This window comes from Polaromonas sp. P3_B1, assembly GCF_056402935.1.
Genome location: NZ_JBFUGK010000015.1, coordinates 51,001 through 68,624, shown reverse-complemented (window position 1 = coordinate 68,624; position 17,624 = coordinate 51,001). Strand labels below are relative to the sequence as shown.

Here is a 17,624-nt window from a genome sequence, read left to right as displayed (position 1 = left end):
GGATTCAGTAAAGATGCGCATGCCGCGCACCTTTTGAACTTTATGCGCAAAGATTTGGCGCCGCAAGGCATTTGCGGCCCTGGACCGGGCCGCCGGTGTTACGGCTGTAATGCGCACCCCACGGCGCCGTGGGCGCGCGCGGGCCGGCTGCACGGTGGCTTACTCGCCGAGGTAGGCGGCGCGCACGCGCGGGTCGCTAAGGAGTTGCTTGGCGTCGCCGTTCATGGTGACGTTGTCGGACTCCATGACGTAGCCGCGGTTGGCGATGCCCAGCGCGCGGCTGGCATTCTGCTCAACCAGCAGCACGGTCACGCCGCGTGAGGAAACGTCTTTCACGACCTCGAAGATCTTGTCGACCATGATGGGCGACAGGCCCATGGAAGGCTCGTCCAGCAGCAGCACCTTGGGCCGGCTCATCAGCGCGCGGCCCATGGCCAGCATTTGCTGTTCGCCGCCGGACATGGTGCCGGCCAGCTGGTCCTTGCGCTCGCGCAGGCGGGGGAAAAGCACGAACATCTTCTCGATGTCTTCGGCGATGCCGGCCTTGTCGCTGCGAATGTAGGCGCCCATCTGCAGGTTTTCGGTGATGGTCATGCGGGTGAACACGCCGCGGCCTTCCGGCACCATGGCCAGGCCTTCCTTGACCAGGTCCCAGGCGCCGCGGCCCTTGATGCTTTTGCCCAGGTATTCGATGTCGCCGTCCAGCATCGGCAGGGTGCCGGTGATGGCCTTCATGGTGGTCGTCTTGCCGGCGCCGTTGGAGCCGATCAGCGTGACCAGTTCGCCGTCGTGGACTTCGAAGTCCACGCCCTTGACCGCCTGGATGCCGCCGTAGGCGACTTTCAGGCCGGTCACTTTGAGGAGAGTGTTTGCTGCCATGTTCTTGTTTTCCTTCAATGACCGGTGCCCAGATAGGCGGTGATCACTTTTTCGTCTTTTTGCACTTCGGCGGGCGCGCCTTCGGCGATCTGCTTGCCGTAGTCGAGCACCGTGACACGGTCGCACAGGCCCATGACCAGCTTGACGTCGTGCTCGATCAGCAGGATGGTGCGGTTGTCCTTGCGGATGCGGTCTATCAGTTCACGCAGCTGCACTTTCTCGGTGGCGTTCATGCCGGCGGCCGGCTCGTCGAGCGCGATCAGCTGCGGGTCGGTGGCCAGCGCGCGGGCGATTTCCAGGCGGCGCTGGTCGCCGTAGCTCAGCGTGCGGGCCTTGAAGTCGGCGTATTTGCCTATGCCCACGTAATCGAGCAGTTCCTGCGACCGCTTGGCGATGGCGGCTTCTTCGTGCTTGAAGCCGGGTGTGCGGAACACTGCCCCCAGGAGGCCGGACTGCGTGCGGATGTGGCGGCCGACCATCACGTTCTCCAGCGCCGTCATGTCGGCGAAGAGCCGGATGTTCTGGAAGGTCCGGGCGATGCCAGCCTTGGCGACTTCATGCACGGCCGTGGGCTTGTAGGCCTTGCCGGCAAGTTCAAAAGTGCCGCTGTCGGGCGTGTAAAGGCCGGTCAGCACGTTGAAGAATGTGGTTTTGCCGGCGCCGTTGGGGCCGATGAGGCCATAGACCTGGCCGCGCTCAATGTGGATGCCGACATCGCTCAGGGCCTGCAGACCGCCGAAGCGCTTGGAGACACCGGAGACTTTAAGAATGGTTTCGCTCATGTCCATTCTCCTTAGGGGTTGATTGACTGAATGGGGTCTTTACCGGCGACCTTGTTCAGCGACTTGCCGTGCTCAGCGGAGGGCCAGAGGCCGCGCGGTCGCATCAGCATGATGGTGATCATGGCCAGCGCGATGAGCAGCTGGCGCAGGATGGCGGAATCGAGGCGGCCGTCGGTCATGGCCTGCAGCGGGCCGGCCACATGGCGCAGCACTTCAGGCAGGGCGGCCAGCAGCAAGGCGCCCAGGATGACGCCTGGCAGGTGGCCTATGCCGCCCAGCACCACCATGGCGACGATCATGACGGACTCCATCAGGCTGAAGGATTCTGGCGAGACGAAGCCCTGGAAGGCCGCGAACATCGAGCCGGACACGCCGCCGAAGGTGGCGCCCATGCCGAAAGCCAGCAGCTTCATGTTGCGGGTGTTGATGCCCATGGCCTTGGCGGCGATTTCGTCCTCACGAATGGCCATCCAGGCGCGGCCGATGCGGGAGTTTTCCAGGCGATGGCAGATGACGACCGAAACGATCACCAGCACCAGGAACAGGTAGTAGTACATGGACACCGAGTTGACCTCGAAGCCGAAGAATTCATGCGGCTTGCCCAGGTCGAAACCGAAGAACTTCATCGAGTCGATCTGGTTGATGCCCTTGGGGCCGTTGGTCAGGTTGATGGGGCGGTCCAGGTTGTTCAGGAACACGCGGATGATTTCACCAAAGCCCAGCGTCACGATGGCCAGGTAGTCGCCGCGCAGCTTGAGGGTCGGGGCGCCCAGCACCACGCCGAAGAAACCGGCGAGCGCCGCGGCCATCGGGATGATGGCCCAGATCGGCAGGTGCAGCCCGTTCGGAAACTGCGCCGCTATCCAGGGAAAGGCATCGGCCAGATGGGGTGAACCGAGTAGCGCGAACAAATAGGCGCCGACGGCGAAGAAGGCGACATAGCCCAGGTCCAGCAGGCCGGCGTAGCCGACCACGATGTTCAGCCCCAGCGCCAGCAGCACGTAGAGCAGCGCCATGTCGACGATGCGCACCCAGGCGTTGCCGCCCTGCTGCAGCAAAAGTGGCAGCACCAGCAACGCCGCCGCGACGACCAGGAAGGTCACCAGTTTTTTTGATTGTGTGGAAGTCATCAATATTCTCCTTGTGTACCGGATGGACGGGCTTCAGGCCCGGTCCGCCACACGCTCACCCAGCAGGCCGGAAGGCCGCAGCGTAAGGACAAAAATCAGCACGATAAAGGCGAAGATGTCGGAATACTGGCTACCCAGCACGCCGCCCGTCAGTGGCCCGATGTAGCCCGCGCCTATCGATTCGATCAGGCCCAGCAGGATGCCGCCCAGCACCGCGCCGCCCAGGTTGCCGATGCCGCCGAACACGGCGGCGGTGAAAGCCTTGAGGCCGGGCAAAAAGCCCATGGTGTGCTGCACCGTGCCGTAGTTGGAGGCGTACATGACGCCGGCCAGCGCAGCCAGAACGGCGCCGATGATGAAGGTGGCGGAGATGACGGTGTCGGGCTTGACGCCCATGAGCGCCGCCACGCGCGGGTTCTCGGCGGTGGCCCGCATGGCGCGGCCCAGCTTGGTGTAATGCACCAGCCACATCAACACAGAGAGGGAAACGGCGGTGGCGCCCAGGATGAAGAGCTGCGTCACCGTGATGACGGCGCCGCCGACCTGGAAGGGCTCGGTGGGCAGCAAGGTGGGATAAGGCTTGTAGTTGGGTTTCCAGATGATCATGGCCAGTGTCTGCAGCAGCAGCGACATGCCGATGGCGGTGATCAGCGGGGCCAGTTTGGGGGAGTTTCGCAGCGGCCGGTAGGCGATTTTTTCAATCGCGAAATTCAGGGCCCCGCAGACGACAAAAGCGATCAGCAGCGATATCAGCAAAATCAGCCAGCCCGGGGTGCCCGGCATCGCGCTTTGCATCAGGCCGATGATGGTCCAGCTGGTCAGCGCTCCCACCATCAATACCTCGCCGTGCGCGAAATTGATCAGGTTGATGATGCCGTACACCATCGTGTAGCCCAGCGCGATCAGGGCATACATGCTGCCCAGGACCAGACCGTTGATGATCTGCTGTAGCAATACTTCCATAACTCACTCTCCCATGTAAATGAAATGCCAACTCAGTCTGGCGGCACCTGCCGCCGGGATCACCGGTGGCTGGCGCGAGTTAACAAAAAGCCCGCCCATCAAAGCCGGTTGGCTGCTGAATGGCGAGCTAATCCGCAAATTGTAGCCATCGGTGTTAAGCGAGAATCGGGCCAAGCAGGCGGTTTTCGCGGGGTTTACCCTTAACATTTGGTGAAACATCGATTTTTAACTTTTCATTAGTCAGTCTTATGTTGGTTACTCTTTGAAAATCCCGCCTAATGCGACATCGAGCCGCGCCCCATTGCGGCAAACCCCTGATGCCCCGCAAGCCGTCCATTTTTAAAATCCGACATGCGATTCCATAAATACGAGGCCATCAACGCGGTATTTCTTTGCGGCACCGTCACCGGCGCGGCGAAGATGCTCAATCTCTCCCAGCCGGCCGTATCCCGCCTGATTTCCAGCGCGGAAACTGAACTCGGCTTTCTTCTGTTTCACCGCCAGCAAGGACGCATGGCGCCGACCGACGAAGCCCAGCAGCTGCGCCCGGCGATCCTGAAAATCATGGAATCCATGAGCCATGCCTCCTCGCTGGCAGCCGGGCTGCGCAACGGAGGCATCAAGCAGTTGAGGATCGCAGCCGTACCCTCGCTGGCCACAGCCGTCTTGCCCAGCGCCGTGAGGTCCTTCATCGAGCAATACCCCAAATGCAAGCTGACGCTGGAAACCTACCACTACGACTCTCTTGTTGAGGCGCTTCTGGCCGGCCAGGTCGATATCGGGTTTGTTTATGAACCGGTCGCGCACGCGGCGCTCGACACCACGGACCTGCTCCAGGCCCACTTTTGTTCAGTCTCCACATCGGGTTATTTTTCCAAATCCAAAAAATCCATCTCCATCCAGGACCTCGGCTCCTGCAACATCATTGGATTGAGCAAGGATGACCTCGTGGCCTCGCTGATTGCCCAGACGGACGGGATGGCCGACATTGCGCTCACCCGCAATGTTTCGGTCGAAACCAGCGTGGTCGCCATGCACCTGGCCATGCAAGGCTTGGGGGTGGCATTGGTCGACTCCCTGACCGGTGCGCTGGGCAAGGTGCTCGGAGCGCAGGTTTTGCCCTTTGCGCCTGAAGTGCCCATCAGGGTCGCCGCGATGCGACTGGTCACACACCAGGCCGGCTTGCATGAAAGAAAGTTTATGGAACACTTCAAGGCCCAGGCGAGTCTGATTCACGGTGGCTGAATGGGCTGAGATGGTTGCCGACATCGGGGCGGGTCAGTAGCTGTCGAAATAGCGCTGCAGCTGTACCGCATCCTGCGTCAAGGTCAATGCCAGGCAGAGCAGCACGCGGGCTTTTTGCGGGCTGAGCGTGTCGGCGCCAACGCTGCCGAAGGCATCGTCGTTCATCGCGCCATTGCGCGAGACAAGGCCGCTCCCGGTGCGGGAGCTCCGTACCACAGGTATGCCCCGGAGAATCGCCTCGCGATAAGCCGCCTGGTGAACACTGGAGATGGAACCATTTCCAGTGCCCGCATGCACCAGGCCGCGCGCGCCGTGGTTCAGGAATGCGCGAATACTTTCACAGCCGGCGCCGGCGTAGGCGTAAACAATATCCACCTTCGGCAGGCTGCGCAGGCCGGCCACGCTGAAAGGCGAATCCACCGTGTGCTGGCGCGACGGCATCCGGTGTAGCTTGACCTCGCCGTTTTGCATATAGCCGACGCAACCAAATTCCGGGCTCCCAAAACTGTCAATCGAGGAGGTGTGGGACTTGGTCACTTCACGGGCCGAAAAGATCCGCTCGTTTGCAACCACCATCACACCCAGGCCTCGCGCAAGAGGGTTGGCGGCCAGTTGCACCGCTCGCAAGAGATTCAGAGGACCATCCGCACTGAGGGCCGTTGCCGGCCGCATGGCCCCCACCACCACGACCGGCTTGGGCGTCTTGATCGCCAGATGCAGAAAGTAGGCGGTCTCCTCCAGCGTATCGGTCCCTTGCGTCAGCACAAAGCCATCGGGAGCTTCGGTTTCCTCCAGCCGGGTCATCGCGTCAGCCAGGCCGAGCCATGTATCGGTGGAGAAGTTTTCGCTGCCCAGCTGGCTGATCTGGATCACGAGCAGCTCGACGTTCCCGGGCAAATAAGGCCTCAAAGGCGCCAGCGTGTCGGCCGCGGAGAGCTGTGAATCCTGGTAATTGAGTACGTCCGCCGCGGAATCGGCTTCACCCGCGATGGTGCCCCCAGTTCCCAGAACGGCAATTTTTATTTTTGGCATCAATGTTCAACGATTGCGTTAGGCGCACCAGGAAGACGGCGGCGAAATCGGCGCCGCAGTCTTTCAGGGGTGCGGGGACTTTCCGGGCGCAGGGGCGTCACTTCATCGTGACAAGCGTGGTCTTGATGCCCTGTGGGTAGGTGGACAAGGTGACGGCGGCATTCTTGCGCTGGCCCGTTCCGTCAAACTCGATATGCCCGGTGATGCCCTCGTGCTTTGTCTTGCCGACATACGCCAGGTATTTCGCAGGCTCGGCCGAACCGGCCGCACGCATGGCATTGGCCAATATCATGACGTTGTCATAGGCATAAGGCGCATACACCACGACCTCGGCACCGTAAGCAGCCTTGTAGCGTTTTGCAAAACCGGGGCCGCCTTTCATATCCATCAAGGCCTCGCCGCCGTCGCCGCAAATAACGTTTTTCCCGACAGCCTGCGCACCCAGCTTGGGCAGATCGCCGGTGCAGACGCCGTCACCGCCCATGAAAGGAAGTTGCCCCATTCCCAACTGGGCCATCTGGCGAAGCATGGACCCGGCCTGCCCATCAAGCCCGCCAAAAAACACAGCCTGGGCTTTCTTGCCTTTGATCGTCGTCAGGATGGGCGAGAAATCGCTTGCCTTGTCATTGGTAAATTCACGCGCGACAACTTCACCGCCCAGCGATTTGAAGGTTTTTTCAAACTCATCCGCCAGGCCCTGGCCATATGCCGTGCGGTCGTCGATCAAAGCAACTTTTTGAAGCTTGAGCTTGGTCGACGCAAACACAGCCAGGGCGCTACCGATCATCCCGTCATGGGCAATGGTGCGGAAGGTGGTTTTGTAGCCCAGCTGGGTGAGCTTCGGGTTGGAAGCCGCCGGGGTGATATGCGGAAGACCCGCTTCGCTGTAGATGCGGGCGGCGGGAATCGTGGTGCCGCTGTTGTTGTGCCCCACAACACCGTTGACGCCGCTGTCCACCAGTTTTTGTGCAACGGCGGTTCCCTGCTTCGGGTCGGCCTGGTCGTCTTCGGATACCAGTTCAAACTTTACGGCCTTGCCGCCAATCTTGAACTGGCTGGCGTTGAGGTCGTCAATGGCCAGCTGCGCGCCACGCTCGTTGTCTTTTCCGTAGTTCGCCGCCTGGCCGGACAAGGGTCCGACGATGGCAATTTTGATTTTTTCCTGGGCGAAGGCCGAAGTTGCCGAAACAACTGCCAGCACCGAAAGAATGCTTTTTATGCAAGAACCTGACGACATACCGACTCCTGATGAATTGATGAGTTGGTAGTATCAAACGGGGATTTCTCCTCACGCATGCGCAGACGAGGTACGCCATGCAGAAAGCGTATGCGCTGTTTTGGGGAGCGCCGATCCGCATCGGCTGAGCCGCACCCCGCTGCCCGCCGGCAATCCCCCACCTCAACCTGCCGCGTGCGGCTTATTTCTTAGCGTCGTTCCTTGCCCGCAGCTGCTCGAGCTTTTCAGCGATTTTCATTTCCAGCCCCCTGTTGACCGGCCGGTAAAAGCCAGGGGCCTGCATGCCGTCGGGAAAGTAGTTTTCACCGGCCGCAAAGCCGTCTTCCTCGTCGTGGGCGTAACGGTAATTTTTGCCGTAGTCGAGCTGCTTCATGAGCTTTGTTGGTGCATTGCGCAAATGCAGGGGCACCGGGCGGGTGCCGTCCTTGGCAATAAAAGCCTTGGCCTGGTTGAAGGCCTTGTAGACCGCATTGGACTTGGGCGCCACAGCCAGGTAGATCACGCACTGGGCCAGGGCCAGTTCGCCTTCGGGGGAACCCAGGCGCTCATAGACCTCGGCGGCGTCCAGCGCCATGCGCAGCGCGCGCGGGTCGGCCAGGCCTATGTCTTCGCTGGCCATGCGCACCAGCCGGCGCGCCATGTAGCGAGGCTCGGCGCCGCCATCCAGCATGCGCATGAACCAGTAGAGCGCCGCGTCGGGGTCAGAGCCGCGCACCGATTTATGAAGGGCCGAAATGGTGTCGTAGAACTGCTCGCCGCCCTTGTCGTAGCGGCGCAGGCGCTCGCCCAGCACCTTGAGCAGCCAGGCGTCGGTGACCTCGGTGACCTTCTCGGCCTTGGCCGCCACGCTGAGCGACTCCAGCGTGTTGAGCAGGCGCCGCGCGTCGCCGTCGGCATAGGCGACGAGGCGGTCCACCGCTGCGGCATCGATGGCGGTGATGGCCGGCAGCGCGTTTTCGGCCAGGACCTTGGCGACGATCTGCTTCAGGTCGGCCTCCCCCAGCGGCTGCAGCACATAGACCACCGCGCGCGACAGCAGGGCCGAGTTGACTTCGAACGAGGGGTTTTCGGTGGTGGCGCCTATGAAGGTGAAAAGGCCGCTCTCCACATGCGGCAAAAACGCATCTTGCTGGCTTTTGTTGAAGCGGTGCACCTCATCGACAAACACGATGGTGCGGCGCCCGCTTTGGGCTTGCCAGATGCTCGCCTGCTCCACTGCTTCGCGAATGTCCTTGACGCCGCCCAGCACAGCCGAAATGGTGATGAAGTGAGCGTCAAAGCTGCTGGCCATGAGCCGCGCGATGGTGGTCTTGCCGACACCGGGCGGGCCCCAGAGGATGCAGCTGTGCGGCTGGCCGGACTCAAACGCGATGCGCAGCGGCATGCCTTCGCCCAGCAGATGCTGCTGGCCTATGACTTCGCCCAGGTTTTGCGGACGCAGGCGCTCGGCCAGGGGCTGGTGGGTGGAGGAAGCGGCTTTCACGGGAGGACGGGCAAACGGGAAGTCGGAAGGAGTTGAGGCTGCAATGCCACGAGTCTAAGCCAGCAAGCCGGGTGGCTGCAGAGTGAGGACAAGTCGTGTACAACCGATTGCACACCCATCACGCACTCATGCGAAGGAAAACCCATGCCAAGCCGCGAAACCCTGGAGCGATTTATCGCACGCGTTGAAGAAAACGCCCACGCCGAAGCCATTGAAGAGTTCTACACCGAGAACGCGTCCATGCAGGAAAACCAGGCCGCGCCGCGCGTAGGGCGCGTGAACCTGGTCACCGGGGAACGCAAGGTGATGCAAAGGGCGAGGTCGCTGACTTCGACCTGCGTGCGCCCCGCCCTGCTCGACGGCGACCACGTGGTGATCCGCTGGATCTTCCGCTTTGAATGGCAGGACGGCAGCCGCACCGAGATGGAGGAACTCGCCTGGCAGCGCTGGGAGGGCGAGCGCATCGCGGAAGAAACGTTTTTCTACGACCCCGCGCAGCGCGCCCCCAAGCCGCCTATCGCCTGAGAACCGAGGCTTGTTTATTGGCGGATCACATCCGCGCCCTTGGGCGGCGTGAAGCGGAAGGTGTCGGCGGGCAAATTGGGATTGACCTCGACCTTGCTGAAACTCAGCACTGATCGCTGGCCGAAGCTGTCGGTGATCTCCAGCGCGGCCAGGCCCGAGGATTTTTCACCGGGGCGAAAACCCACGCGCACGGACTGCAGCTGGCCGTCCTTGCTTTTGGGCGTGGCCACCACCCATTGCAGGCCGTCGGCATCGGGCGCGGCGGCGAGCGTGAAATCGGCCTGCAGGGCGCGCAAATCGGGCGCCGCAGCGATCAGGGCGGCGGGCGTGGAGCCCAGCACGCTCGACTGCTTGCGCGAGGTGACCTGGTTCAGGTCCACGTCGTGCAGCCACAGCGTCTGGCCGTCGGCCACGATGCTCTGCTCAAACGGTTTTTTGTAGACAAACCGGAAGCGGTTGGGCCGGGAAAACTCAAACGTGCCGGTGGAGGTCTTGCTGCGCGCTGCCTGGCCGTCCCTGGCCGGTGCGGTGACCACCTGGGTGAACTCAGCCCGGCCGCTGCTGACGGTCTTCACAAAGAGCTCCAGGCTGTCCAGGCCATTGGCCCAGGCGGAGTGGGCGCAAAGCGCCACCAGCATCGTCGCAATGTATTTCTTCATGATCGTCACTCCGCCCTCGCGGGCACCAGGATGTCGCGCTGGCCACTGCCGCTCATGGCGCTGACCAGCCCGGCTTTTTCCATGTCTTCGACCAGCCGCGCAGCGCGGTTGTAGCCGATCTTGAGGTGACGCTGCACCAGCGAGATGCTGGCCTTGCGGTTCTTCAGCACGACCTCCACGGCCTGGTCGTACATCGGGTCTTTTTCACCGCCGCCGTTGCCGCCACTGCCGCCATCGCCCAGCAGGTCGCCGTCTTCGCCGTCGACCGTGCCGCCTTCGAGCACGCCGTCGATGTAATTGGGCTCGCCCTGCTGCTTGAGGTAGGCCACCACGCGGTGCACTTCGTCATCACTCACAAACGCACCATGCACGCGAATTGGAAAGCCTGTACCACTCGGCATGTAAAGCATGTCACCCATTCCTAACAAAGCCTCGGCGCCCATCTGGTCCAGGATGGTGCGGCTGTCGATCTTGCTGCTGACCTGGAAGGACAGCCGGGTCGGGATGTTGGCCTTGATCAGGCCGGTGATCACGTCCACGCTGGGGCGCTGCGTGGCCAGCACCAGGTGGATGCCGGCGGCCCGGGCTTTTTGCGCCAGGCGGGCGATCAGTTCTTCGATCTTCTTGCCGACTACCATCATCAGGTCGGCCAGCTCGTCGATCACCACCACGATGTAAGGCAGGCGTTCCAGGGGTTCGGGCTGTTCGGGCGTGAGGCTGAAGGGGTTGTAGATGAATTCGCCCTTGGCCTTGGCTTCGTCGATCTTGGCGTTGAAACCGGCCAGGTTGCGCACGCCCAGCTTGCTCATGAGCTTGTAGCGTTTTTCCATTTCGGCCACGCACCAGTTCAGGCCGTGGGCGGCCTGGCGCATGTCGGTGACCACCGGGGCCAGCAGGTGCGGAATGCCTTCATAGACGCTCATCTCCAGCATCTTCGGGTCAATCAGCAGCAGGCGCACGTCGCGTGCATCGGCCTTGTAGAGCAGGCTCAGGATCATGGCGTTGATGCCGACCGACTTGCCCGAGCCAGTGGTGCCGGCCACCAGGCAGTGCGGCATCTTGGCCAGGTCGGCCACCACCGCGGCGCCGCTGATGTCCTTGCCCAGGCCGATGGTGAGCAGGGACTTGGCTTCGTTGTAAACCTGCGAACCCAGGATTTCGCTGAGCTTGATGGACTGGCGCTTGGCGTTGGGCAGCTCCAGCGCCATGTAGTTCTTGCCCGGAATGGTCTCGATCACGCGGATCGACACCAAACTCAATGCGCGCGCCAGGTCCTTGGCCAGGTTGACGACCTGCGAGCCCTTGACGCCGGTGGCCGGCTCGATTTCATAACGCGTGATGACCGGGCCGGGCGCGGCGGCGACCACACGCACCTCGACGCCGAAGTCCTTGAGTTTTTTCTCGATCAGGCGCGAAGTCATCTCCAGCGTCTCGGGCGCCACACCCTCCTGGCGCTGCAGCGCACCGTCCAGCAGGTCGACCTGGGGCAGCTTGGAGTCGGGCATCTCACTGAAAAGCGGCTTTTGCCGCTCCTTGGCCACGCGCTCGCTTTTGGGAATATCGACCAGCACGGGCTCAATCAGCACCGGCACCGGGTGATGTTCCTCGATCTCGATGCGCTCGTCGATCAGCGTTTCCTCGCGCTCACGGGCGGCCAGCTTGCCGAAGGCGAGGTCTTCGGCGATCTCGCGTTTTTCACGCCGTGAATCGATCAGGTTGTCTATCCAGGCACCGACGCGCAGCGCCACATGGGCCCAGGAAAAGCCGAAAACCGCCGACACGGCAATGACGCCCAGCGCGATAAACACCAGGCCTGAGCCGGCAAATCCCAGCCATTTCTCGCCCTGGGCGCCGGCCAGGTAGCCCAGCACCCCGCCCGCATGGCCGGGCAGCTTGAATTCAAAACGGTAGAGCCGCGACCACTCCAGCGCCGCGCTGGCCAGCAGCAGCAACAGCAGGCTGAGCCAGAAGCGGATGCGGTGGGACTCCGCAGCCGCCACAGGTTCGCCGCGCAACCAGCGCGCCAGCGACCTCAGCCAGGCCTGTCCGCCGGCGGCCAAGGCCCACCACACGGAGAAACCCAACAGGTAATAACTGGCGTCCGCCAGCCAGGCGCCCAGGCGCCCGCCCCAGTTCAAGGTGGCAGCGTGGCCGCCGGCCACGGCTTGCGCGGTGCCGGAAGTCGACCAGGCCGCGTCCTGCGGCGAATAGCTGAGCAAGGCGGCCAGCCAGAAAACCAGGCCGAGCAGGCCCAGGATCAGGCTGACTTCATGGGCAAAGCGTTTGATGCCGCCGGGCGCGCCCGTGGCGGGGGAATTTCTGGAGTTCAGAGTATCGAGTGAGTAAGTCATGGCTCACTTGAAGCTTACCGCAGTTGAGTGCAAGCCTTGAAGGAGCGCCGCGGGCGCCAAACGGGTGGCGGGTGATCAGCTGGGCGTGTTAACCCAGGGTATGCAGGCGCTCTTTCACGAGGACGGAGCCGTCGTCCCGAGTCTCGATGAAGCCGCGCTCTTCCAGGTCCTTCATGACCCGGCTGACCATCTCGCGCGAGGCGCCGACCATCTTGGCCAGGTCCTGGCGCGACACCTTGTCGCGGATCACGGTGTTGCCTGTGCCGTCGTCGCTGGCAAACTCCAGCAGGGCCCTGGCCACCCGGCCGTACACGTCCATCAGGGCCAGCGACTCGATCTGCCGGTCGGCGTGGCGCAGGCGCTGCACCAGGCCCTTGAGCACGGCATAGGCCATGGAGCTGTTTTCAGGCAGGCAGCGCGCGAATTCGAGGCGGCCCAGGATCAGGGCGTCGGTCTGGATCTCGGCGCGCACCGTGGCCGAATGCGGTTCGTTGTCGATCAGGCTCATCTCGCCGACATAGTCGCCGGGGTGCATGGTGGCCAGGATGACCTCGCGGCCGCGGGCGTCGGTGGTGACGACACGGGCCCGGCCCGTCAGGATGATGGACAGCGCGTTGGACTTTTTGCCCTGCTCGACGATGGGCTCGCCGCGCTTGAAGCGACGCTTGACCACCGTATCAGCGACGGACGCAGCCTGGGCGGCCGTCAAAACGGAGAAAAGAGGCACCCGGCGAATCAATTCCAGGTTGGACACCATCGTCGTCATATCTGATATCTCCCAACCTCACAAACGACAGGGAAGTCGCGTGAGTTCTTACAATGGCACGTAATTTATAAAACCAAATGCCGCAAAAGTACTACCTCGACGGTTTTACCTTGCGCCACCCTTGTGCGGCACGACTCTACCCGAGTTCTTACACTTTCCCAATCAGTTTTTCAACATGAAACATTCAAGCGTCTTAATCCTGGGTTCGGGCCCTGCGGGCTATACCGCAGCCGTGTACGCCGCGCGTGCCAACCTTAACCCGGTGCTGATCACCGGCATCGCGCAGGGCGGCCAGCTCATGACGACCACCGAGGTCGACAACTGGCCGGCCGACGTGCATGGTGTACAAGGTCCGGACCTGATGCAGCGCTTCCTGGAACACGCGGAACGCTTCAAGACCGAGATCATTTTTGACCACATCAACAAGGTTGATTTCAGCAAGCGCCCCTTCACCTTGACCGGGGACAGCGGGACCTACACCTGCGATTCGCTGATCATCGCCACCGGCGCCTCCGCCAAATACCTGGGGCTGGAATCAGAAACCGCCTTCATGGGCCGCGGCGTCTCCGGTTGCGCCACCTGCGACGGCTTCTTCTACCGCGGCCAGGAAGTCTGCGTGGTGGGCGGGGGAAACACCGCTGTGGAAGAGGCGCTGTACCTGTCCAACATCGCCAGCAAGGTCACGCTGGTGCACCGTCGCGACAAATTCAAGGCTGAGGCCATCCTGATCGACAAGCTGCACGAGAAGGTCAAGGCCGGCAAGATCGAACTCAAGCTGCACCACACGCTGGACCAGGTGCTGGGCGATGCCTCGGGCGTGACCGGCGTGCGCCTCAAAAGCACCCAGAGCGACGCAACGCAGGACCTCACCCTCAAGGGCTGCTTTATCGCGATCGGCCACCAGCCCAACACCGACATTTTTGCCGGCCAGCTGGAGATGAAAGACGGCTACATCATCACCAAAACCGGGCTGCAGGGCTTTGCCACCATGACCAGCGTGCCCGGTATTTTTGCCGCCGGCGACGTTCAGGACCATATCTACCGCCAGGCCATTACCAGTGCAGGAACCGGCTGTATGGCGGCCCTGGACGCCCAGCGTTTCCTCGAACAAGCACAGTAAGCCAAAAATCCCTTATAATTCAAGGCTTTGCTAAATTTGCCCTCCAAAAGGCGGATTTGGCAGTCTCGGGTTACCGCCACCCTATTCTGGCGAGGTGAGGCAGGAATGACGACGGGCAGCAAGTGCCTTGCGACATGACTGCTGTTGAAAAGTACTGGAGTGCACATGGCACGCGTATGTGAAGTCACGGGCAAAGGCCCAATGGTGGGCAACAATGTTTCCCACGCCAACAACAAAACCAAACGCCGGTTCCTCGTGAACCTGCAATACCGCCGCTTCTGGGTCGAAAGCGAAAACCGCTGGGTCCGCCTGCGCGTTTCGAGCGCTGCACTGCGCTTGATCGACAAGAAGGGTATTGATTCCGTGCTCGCAGACCTGCGCGCACGCGGCCAAGCTTAAGGAGCACCATCATGGCAAAAGGCGCACGCGAAAAAATCAAGCTGGAATCCACCGCCGGCACCGGTCACTTCTACACGACCACCAAGAACAAGAAAACCACGCCAGACAAGATGCTGATCATGAAGTTTGATCCCAAAGCACGCAAGCACGTGGAATACAAAGAAATCAAGCTGAAGTAATAACAACGATCCGTGGGTAGCTAAAACCTCCTACTCGGTCATTGCTTCAAAAAAAGGACACCTCGGTGTCCTTTTTTGTTTGAGAGGCAGAACCGTGCACAGTGCCACAGGGCAATCATCCGGCAGGCCTCACATCCACAACCCATTCAGGCCGGCTCCACGGACGAGGCCCTCAACGGCAATTCACAGGCTTTGTCCCAAATAGGGCCAGAAGGTTATGACACCGATGGCCGATGCCGCGCAAGCCGCAATCAGCACGCCACCGGCGGCAAGATCCTTTGCGCATTTGACTGCCAATGAGTATTGTGGCGACACAACATCGCAAAGAGACTCCACCGCAGTGTTCATGGCCTCCGCCATCCAGACCATGGCCATCGCCCCGATCAGCCAGCGCCAATCGGCGGCGTCCACCCGGCACCACGTGGCCAGTCCCATCACCAGCATCGTGGCGATGAGATGCAGCCACGCGTTGTGCTGTGTTTTAAGCATCAACGCTATCCCCTCGAAGGCATAAGCAAAGCTCTTGAGCCGTGCGGCCAGGGTGAATCGTTGCGGCCCGCGGGCATAGGGGACTTCTTTCATTTTTCATCCTCCTTGTTGACCAACCGCCAGGCCTGGGCCACACGTGAACGGCGGATCCTGAGCACCCGCACAGCAGGCAATCCATACAAACAACCCCATACCGCGGCGATCAAGATGCAGCAAGCCATCACAACGCACCGGCCGGCTCTGGCTCTATCGTCAGACACGTGCGGCCGACCAGCGGAACCTGCAGATGYACCCCACCCACGCCGTCAGCCCGAACCTGCGCCTGGCATGCACCTGTGACCCGATAGGGAGCCAACGGACGCAAGCCCGACACTTCCAGGCTTTGAATGCCGTCGCCGGCTCCTCCGTAAAGCACTGCTTGCAACGAGCTGCTTGAATCATCGGAGTGCGCAGCTGCCACCAGGACATCGGGGTAGGACGGGGATTCCAGCCTGGGACCTTTTGACGGAAGCGGGTTGGTGATCAGGTTTCGAAAACTGTCTCGCCCTCCCGAGCGCGCCATCAGCTCGACACCATGCGCCCATACCGAGGCCTTATTCCTGTGGGCAACCCCATGGCTGAAAGTGGTTGGACACTCGCGCTCCAGGGCGTCCATGCAATGCTGGTACACAAATTCATCGCCCAGCTCTGCCGCCGCCAAGGCAGTCGCGGCGTAGGCACCGCCCCTTGAGAAACCATAGTTTCCTGTGTCGATGGGCCAGAATTCACTGCGTCGCAGCCGCTCATGGCTATCGAACAGCTGGCGCCTCAGCAGCAACCATTGGCGACGTGCCAAGTCAGGCTCCAGCGTGTTCAAAAAGTAACACGGCATCGCCAGCGGCATTGCGCCTCCGATGGCGGGCAAGGCCAATCCCGTGTACGTGGAGCGGCATGGGACGTAACGACCCCTGCCATCCAGAAACTCCGCCTCCAGATGCCGGCGGAACTCCGGCGCGTGGCGGATCCATTTCATCTGGCCGTACTGCGCGTCGTGGGCGCGCAGCGCCGCAGCCCCCATGGTGTTGCACAGGGGATAAACCCAGTTGGGCTCGCAGGCCATCAAATAGAAGGGGGACCGTTGGTATTCTTTCTCCAACGTGGACAGCATGATCCCGAAACTGTGTTCGTAGCGCTTTCCGTTCGGATGCACCAGCGTAAAGGCGCCCTCTTTCGAAAATTCCTGACTTCCTGTGCTGGCCTGGAACAAGGCCATCTGAAGCGCCACGAAGCCCGTGTACATGATGTTTTCACGGGCGGCAGGGTTGGCATTCCAACGAAGGTTTCCCCATAGATTTTCGAGCGACCAGTATGCCCAGACGCGGTGCTGCATCTGCTTGCGCAGCAGCCTGCTTTGAGCGTCGCTCATGTATCCGCCGAACGCAGGCGTAAAACGGGCCTGCGTCAAGGCGATGCCATAGGCCAGAAAGTTGATCTGGTACCGAAGCGCCGCTGTCTGAAATTGATCGCGTAGCTCGAATCCCGAGAATTCATTGGCAGGTTGCAGAGCCCGATCAAGCGCGAACCTCAGACGATGCAGATGCGCCAGCGACATTTCCGGCTTTTGACCGGATGGTTGCGCCGTAAAAACGGCTCCCAATCGGGCCGCCTGTTGGACCAGATACTCGTTATCGATGCGCCTCTGTCGGCGTGAACACAAAAACCAGGCCAGCATCGACAGGCAGCCAATCGCAGCAAACAGCGCGAGCGCGCGATATACATTCAGAACCATACCCGGTTGAATCGCACCATGATTCATGCTTGCAGCCGAAAACGCCGAACCGAGCCACACAAACGGAGGCAGCAGCACATTGCCCGTGCCAAACCAGACCAACAGTGCAAACGCCAAGACACCTGCAGAACACAGCCAGGCGGCTATATGACCTATGCCACCAGCGGTGCAGATATCAGCATGCGCCAGAAATCCGCCACCCGGCACCATCAAGCCCAGGCCGAAAATCCGCAAGGCATCCTGATGCGCAAAAAGCAGCAAAGCAGAACCGCCCGCCATCAACAGCAAATACAGCTTTAGCAGTTGGACGGTCTTTTTTGCCGTGACTGGACCGAAAACACGTGTGTATGGCGGAAGAGTGGCGACGCTGCAGATTGAACTCACAAACCGGTCCTTCTTCGAAATGAAGCACCCGATTGATGCCCTCGGCTTTCGATAGGCGCAGTCTGACGCGCGCTTGTGAGGTTTTGATGAGCTGTATGAAGGCGGTGTGAAGTCGCTCCTGCTCCACCTCCATGGTGACTACGTCTTCACCCCGGGAGAGCGGGATGGGCGTCAAGGCAATTCATATCCGGGCTCTTGTGGTGCTTGACCATGGAACTCGCGCTTTGCGCCGG

Annotated in this window: 17 protein-coding genes; 5 read left to right on the top strand and 12 right to left on the bottom strand. The window is 61.4% G+C overall.

Annotated elements, in window-relative coordinates:
- Window positions 1-159: 159 nt before the first annotated feature.
- Genes AC1DXS_RS10855 through AC1DXS_RS10840 form a run of 4 tightly spaced genes read right to left on the bottom strand, consistent with a single transcriptional unit; the run spans window position 160 to window position 3,754 of the window.
- Entirely contained in the window at window positions 160-879 is a 720-nt protein-coding gene (locus AC1DXS_RS10855; protein WP_477737517.1) for an ABC transporter ATP-binding protein, read from the bottom strand.
- Between the two features lie 14 nt (window positions 880-893).
- Complete coding sequence (locus tag AC1DXS_RS10850) at window positions 894-1,661, bottom strand: ABC transporter ATP-binding protein (RefSeq protein WP_477737516.1); 768 nt, start codon at window positions 1,659-1,661, stop codon at window positions 894-896.
- Between the two features lie 11 nt (window positions 1,662-1,672).
- Window positions 1,673-2,791, bottom strand: a complete 1,119-nt coding sequence (locus AC1DXS_RS10845; RefSeq protein WP_477737515.1) for an ABC transporter permease subunit — start codon at window positions 2,789-2,791, stop codon at window positions 1,673-1,675.
- Between the two features lie 33 nt (window positions 2,792-2,824).
- Window positions 2,825-3,754: a branched-chain amino acid ABC transporter permease gene (locus AC1DXS_RS10840; protein ID WP_007863162.1), complete on the bottom strand. Its 930-nt coding sequence runs from the start codon at window positions 3,752-3,754 to the stop codon at window positions 2,825-2,827.
- A 351-nt stretch (window positions 3,755-4,105) separates the two neighbouring features.
- On the opposite strand from AC1DXS_RS10840, the gene AC1DXS_RS10835 reads away from it, so the two are divergent.
- Window positions 4,106-4,999, top strand: coding sequence for a LysR family transcriptional regulator (locus AC1DXS_RS10835; protein WP_477737514.1), 894 nt, complete (start codon window positions 4,106-4,108; stop codon window positions 4,997-4,999).
- Between the two features lie 33 nt (window positions 5,000-5,032).
- Here AC1DXS_RS10835 and AC1DXS_RS10830 read toward each other — a convergent pair whose 3' ends face one another.
- The 3 genes from AC1DXS_RS10830 to AC1DXS_RS10820 form a co-directional block, all read right to left on the bottom strand.
- Entirely contained in the window at window positions 5,033-6,031 is a 999-nt protein-coding gene (locus tag AC1DXS_RS10830; protein WP_477661245.1) for an asparaginase, read from the bottom strand.
- A gap of 97 nt (window positions 6,032-6,128) precedes the next feature.
- Window positions 6,129-7,268, bottom strand: a complete 1,140-nt coding sequence (locus AC1DXS_RS10825; protein WP_477715760.1) for a branched-chain amino acid ABC transporter substrate-binding protein — start codon at window positions 7,266-7,268, stop codon at window positions 6,129-6,131.
- A 181-nt stretch (window positions 7,269-7,449) separates the two neighbouring features.
- The gene (locus AC1DXS_RS10820; RefSeq protein WP_477737513.1) at window positions 7,450-8,751 is read right to left on the bottom strand and encodes a replication-associated recombination protein A; all 1,302 of its coding nucleotides are present in this window, start codon (window positions 8,749-8,751) and stop codon (window positions 7,450-7,452) included.
- 144 nt (window positions 8,752-8,895) lie between these two features.
- On the opposite strand from AC1DXS_RS10820, the gene AC1DXS_RS10815 reads away from it, so the two are divergent.
- A complete protein-coding gene (locus AC1DXS_RS10815) occupies window positions 8,896-9,276 on the top strand; it encodes a nuclear transport factor 2 family protein (RefSeq protein WP_477737512.1) in 381 nt (126 codons plus the stop codon).
- 14 nt (window positions 9,277-9,290) lie between these two features.
- Here the strand turns inward: AC1DXS_RS10815 and lolA are convergent, their stop codons facing one another.
- The 3 genes from lolA to AC1DXS_RS10800 all read right to left on the bottom strand — a co-directional run bounded on the left by lolA (window position 9,291) and on the right by AC1DXS_RS10800 (window position 13,052).
- Entirely contained in the window at window positions 9,291-9,935 is a 645-nt protein-coding gene (gene lolA / locus AC1DXS_RS10810) for an outer membrane lipoprotein periplasmic chaperone LolA (protein ID WP_477737511.1), read from the bottom strand.
- A 5-nt stretch (window positions 9,936-9,940) separates the two neighbouring features.
- Window positions 9,941-12,286: a DNA translocase FtsK gene (locus AC1DXS_RS10805; RefSeq protein ID WP_477737510.1), complete on the bottom strand. Its 2,346-nt coding sequence runs from the start codon at window positions 12,284-12,286 to the stop codon at window positions 9,941-9,943.
- Between the two features lie 88 nt (window positions 12,287-12,374).
- Window positions 12,375-13,052 (bottom strand): Crp/Fnr family transcriptional regulator, encoded by a 678-nt coding sequence (locus tag AC1DXS_RS10800; protein WP_007863182.1) that lies wholly within the window; start codon window positions 13,050-13,052, stop codon window positions 12,375-12,377.
- Between the two features lie 175 nt (window positions 13,053-13,227).
- On the opposite strand from AC1DXS_RS10800, the gene trxB reads away from it, so the two are divergent.
- The 3 genes from trxB to rpmG all read left to right on the top strand — a co-directional run bounded on the left by trxB (window position 13,228) and on the right by rpmG (window position 14,750).
- Window positions 13,228-14,172, top strand: a complete 945-nt coding sequence (gene trxB, locus AC1DXS_RS10795; RefSeq protein WP_477737509.1) for a thioredoxin-disulfide reductase — start codon at window positions 13,228-13,230, stop codon at window positions 14,170-14,172.
- A 165-nt stretch (window positions 14,173-14,337) separates the two neighbouring features.
- Window positions 14,338-14,571, top strand: coding sequence for a 50S ribosomal protein L28 (gene rpmB / locus AC1DXS_RS10790; protein ID WP_477737508.1), 234 nt, complete (start codon window positions 14,338-14,340; stop codon window positions 14,569-14,571).
- Window positions 14,572-14,582: 11 nt separating this feature from the next.
- Window positions 14,583-14,750 (top strand): 50S ribosomal protein L33, encoded by a 168-nt coding sequence (rpmG, locus tag AC1DXS_RS10785; RefSeq protein ID WP_007863188.1) that lies wholly within the window; start codon window positions 14,583-14,585, stop codon window positions 14,748-14,750.
- A 183-nt stretch (window positions 14,751-14,933) separates the two neighbouring features.
- Here the strand turns inward: rpmG and AC1DXS_RS10780 are convergent, their stop codons facing one another.
- Entirely contained in the window at window positions 14,934-15,332 is a 399-nt protein-coding gene (locus tag AC1DXS_RS10780) for a diacylglycerol kinase family protein (protein ID WP_477737507.1), read from the bottom strand.
- Between the two features lie 127 nt (window positions 15,333-15,459).
- A complete protein-coding gene (locus AC1DXS_RS10775; protein ID WP_477737506.1) occupies window positions 15,460-17,391 on the bottom strand; it encodes a linalool dehydratase/isomerase domain-containing protein in 1,932 nt (643 codons plus the stop codon).
- Between the last annotated feature and the right edge of the window lie 233 nt (window positions 17,392-17,624).

Excerpts from the sequence above, each read along its gene's own strand:
- AC1DXS_RS10825 (WP_477715760.1), bottom strand. The coding sequence starts at position 7,268 with ATGTCGTCAGGTTCTTGCATAAAAAGCATTCTTTCGGTGCTGGCAGTT.
- lolA (WP_477737511.1), bottom strand. The coding sequence starts at position 9,935 with ATGAAGAAATACATTGCGACGATGCTGGTGGCGCTTTGCGCCCACTCC.
- AC1DXS_RS10835 (WP_477737514.1), top strand. The coding sequence starts at position 4,106 with ATGCGATTCCATAAATACGAGGCCATCAACGCGGTATTTCTTTGCGGC.
- AC1DXS_RS10805 (WP_477737510.1), bottom strand. The coding sequence starts at position 12,286 with ATGACTTACTCACTCGATACTCTGAACTCCAGAAATTCCCCCGCCACG.
- rpmB (WP_477737508.1), top strand. The coding sequence starts at position 14,338 with ATGGCACGCGTATGTGAAGTCACGGGCAAAGGCCCAATGGTGGGCAAC.
- trxB (WP_477737509.1), top strand. The coding sequence starts at position 13,228 with ATGAAACATTCAAGCGTCTTAATCCTGGGTTCGGGCCCTGCGGGCTAT.
- rpmG (WP_007863188.1), top strand. The coding sequence starts at position 14,583 with ATGGCAAAAGGCGCACGCGAAAAAATCAAGCTGGAATCCACCGCCGGC.
- AC1DXS_RS10780 (WP_477737507.1), bottom strand. The coding sequence starts at position 15,332 with ATGAAAGAAGTCCCCTATGCCCGCGGGCCGCAACGATTCACCCTGGCC.
- AC1DXS_RS10855 (WP_477737517.1), bottom strand. The coding sequence starts at position 879 with ATGGCAGCAAACACTCTCCTCAAAGTGACCGGCCTGAAAGTCGCCTAC.
- AC1DXS_RS10845 (WP_477737515.1), bottom strand. The coding sequence starts at position 2,791 with ATGACTTCCACACAATCAAAAAAACTGGTGACCTTCCTGGTCGTCGCG.
- AC1DXS_RS10850 (WP_477737516.1), bottom strand. The coding sequence starts at position 1,661 with ATGAGCGAAACCATTCTTAAAGTCTCCGGTGTCTCCAAGCGCTTCGGC.
- AC1DXS_RS10815 (WP_477737512.1), top strand. The coding sequence starts at position 8,896 with ATGCCAAGCCGCGAAACCCTGGAGCGATTTATCGCACGCGTTGAAGAA.
- AC1DXS_RS10800 (WP_007863182.1), bottom strand. The coding sequence starts at position 13,052 with ATGACGACGATGGTGTCCAACCTGGAATTGATTCGCCGGGTGCCTCTT.
- AC1DXS_RS10840 (WP_007863162.1), bottom strand. The coding sequence starts at position 3,754 with ATGGAAGTATTGCTACAGCAGATCATCAACGGTCTGGTCCTGGGCAGC.
- AC1DXS_RS10830 (WP_477661245.1), bottom strand. The coding sequence starts at position 6,031 with ATGCCAAAAATAAAAATTGCCGTTCTGGGAACTGGGGGCACCATCGCG.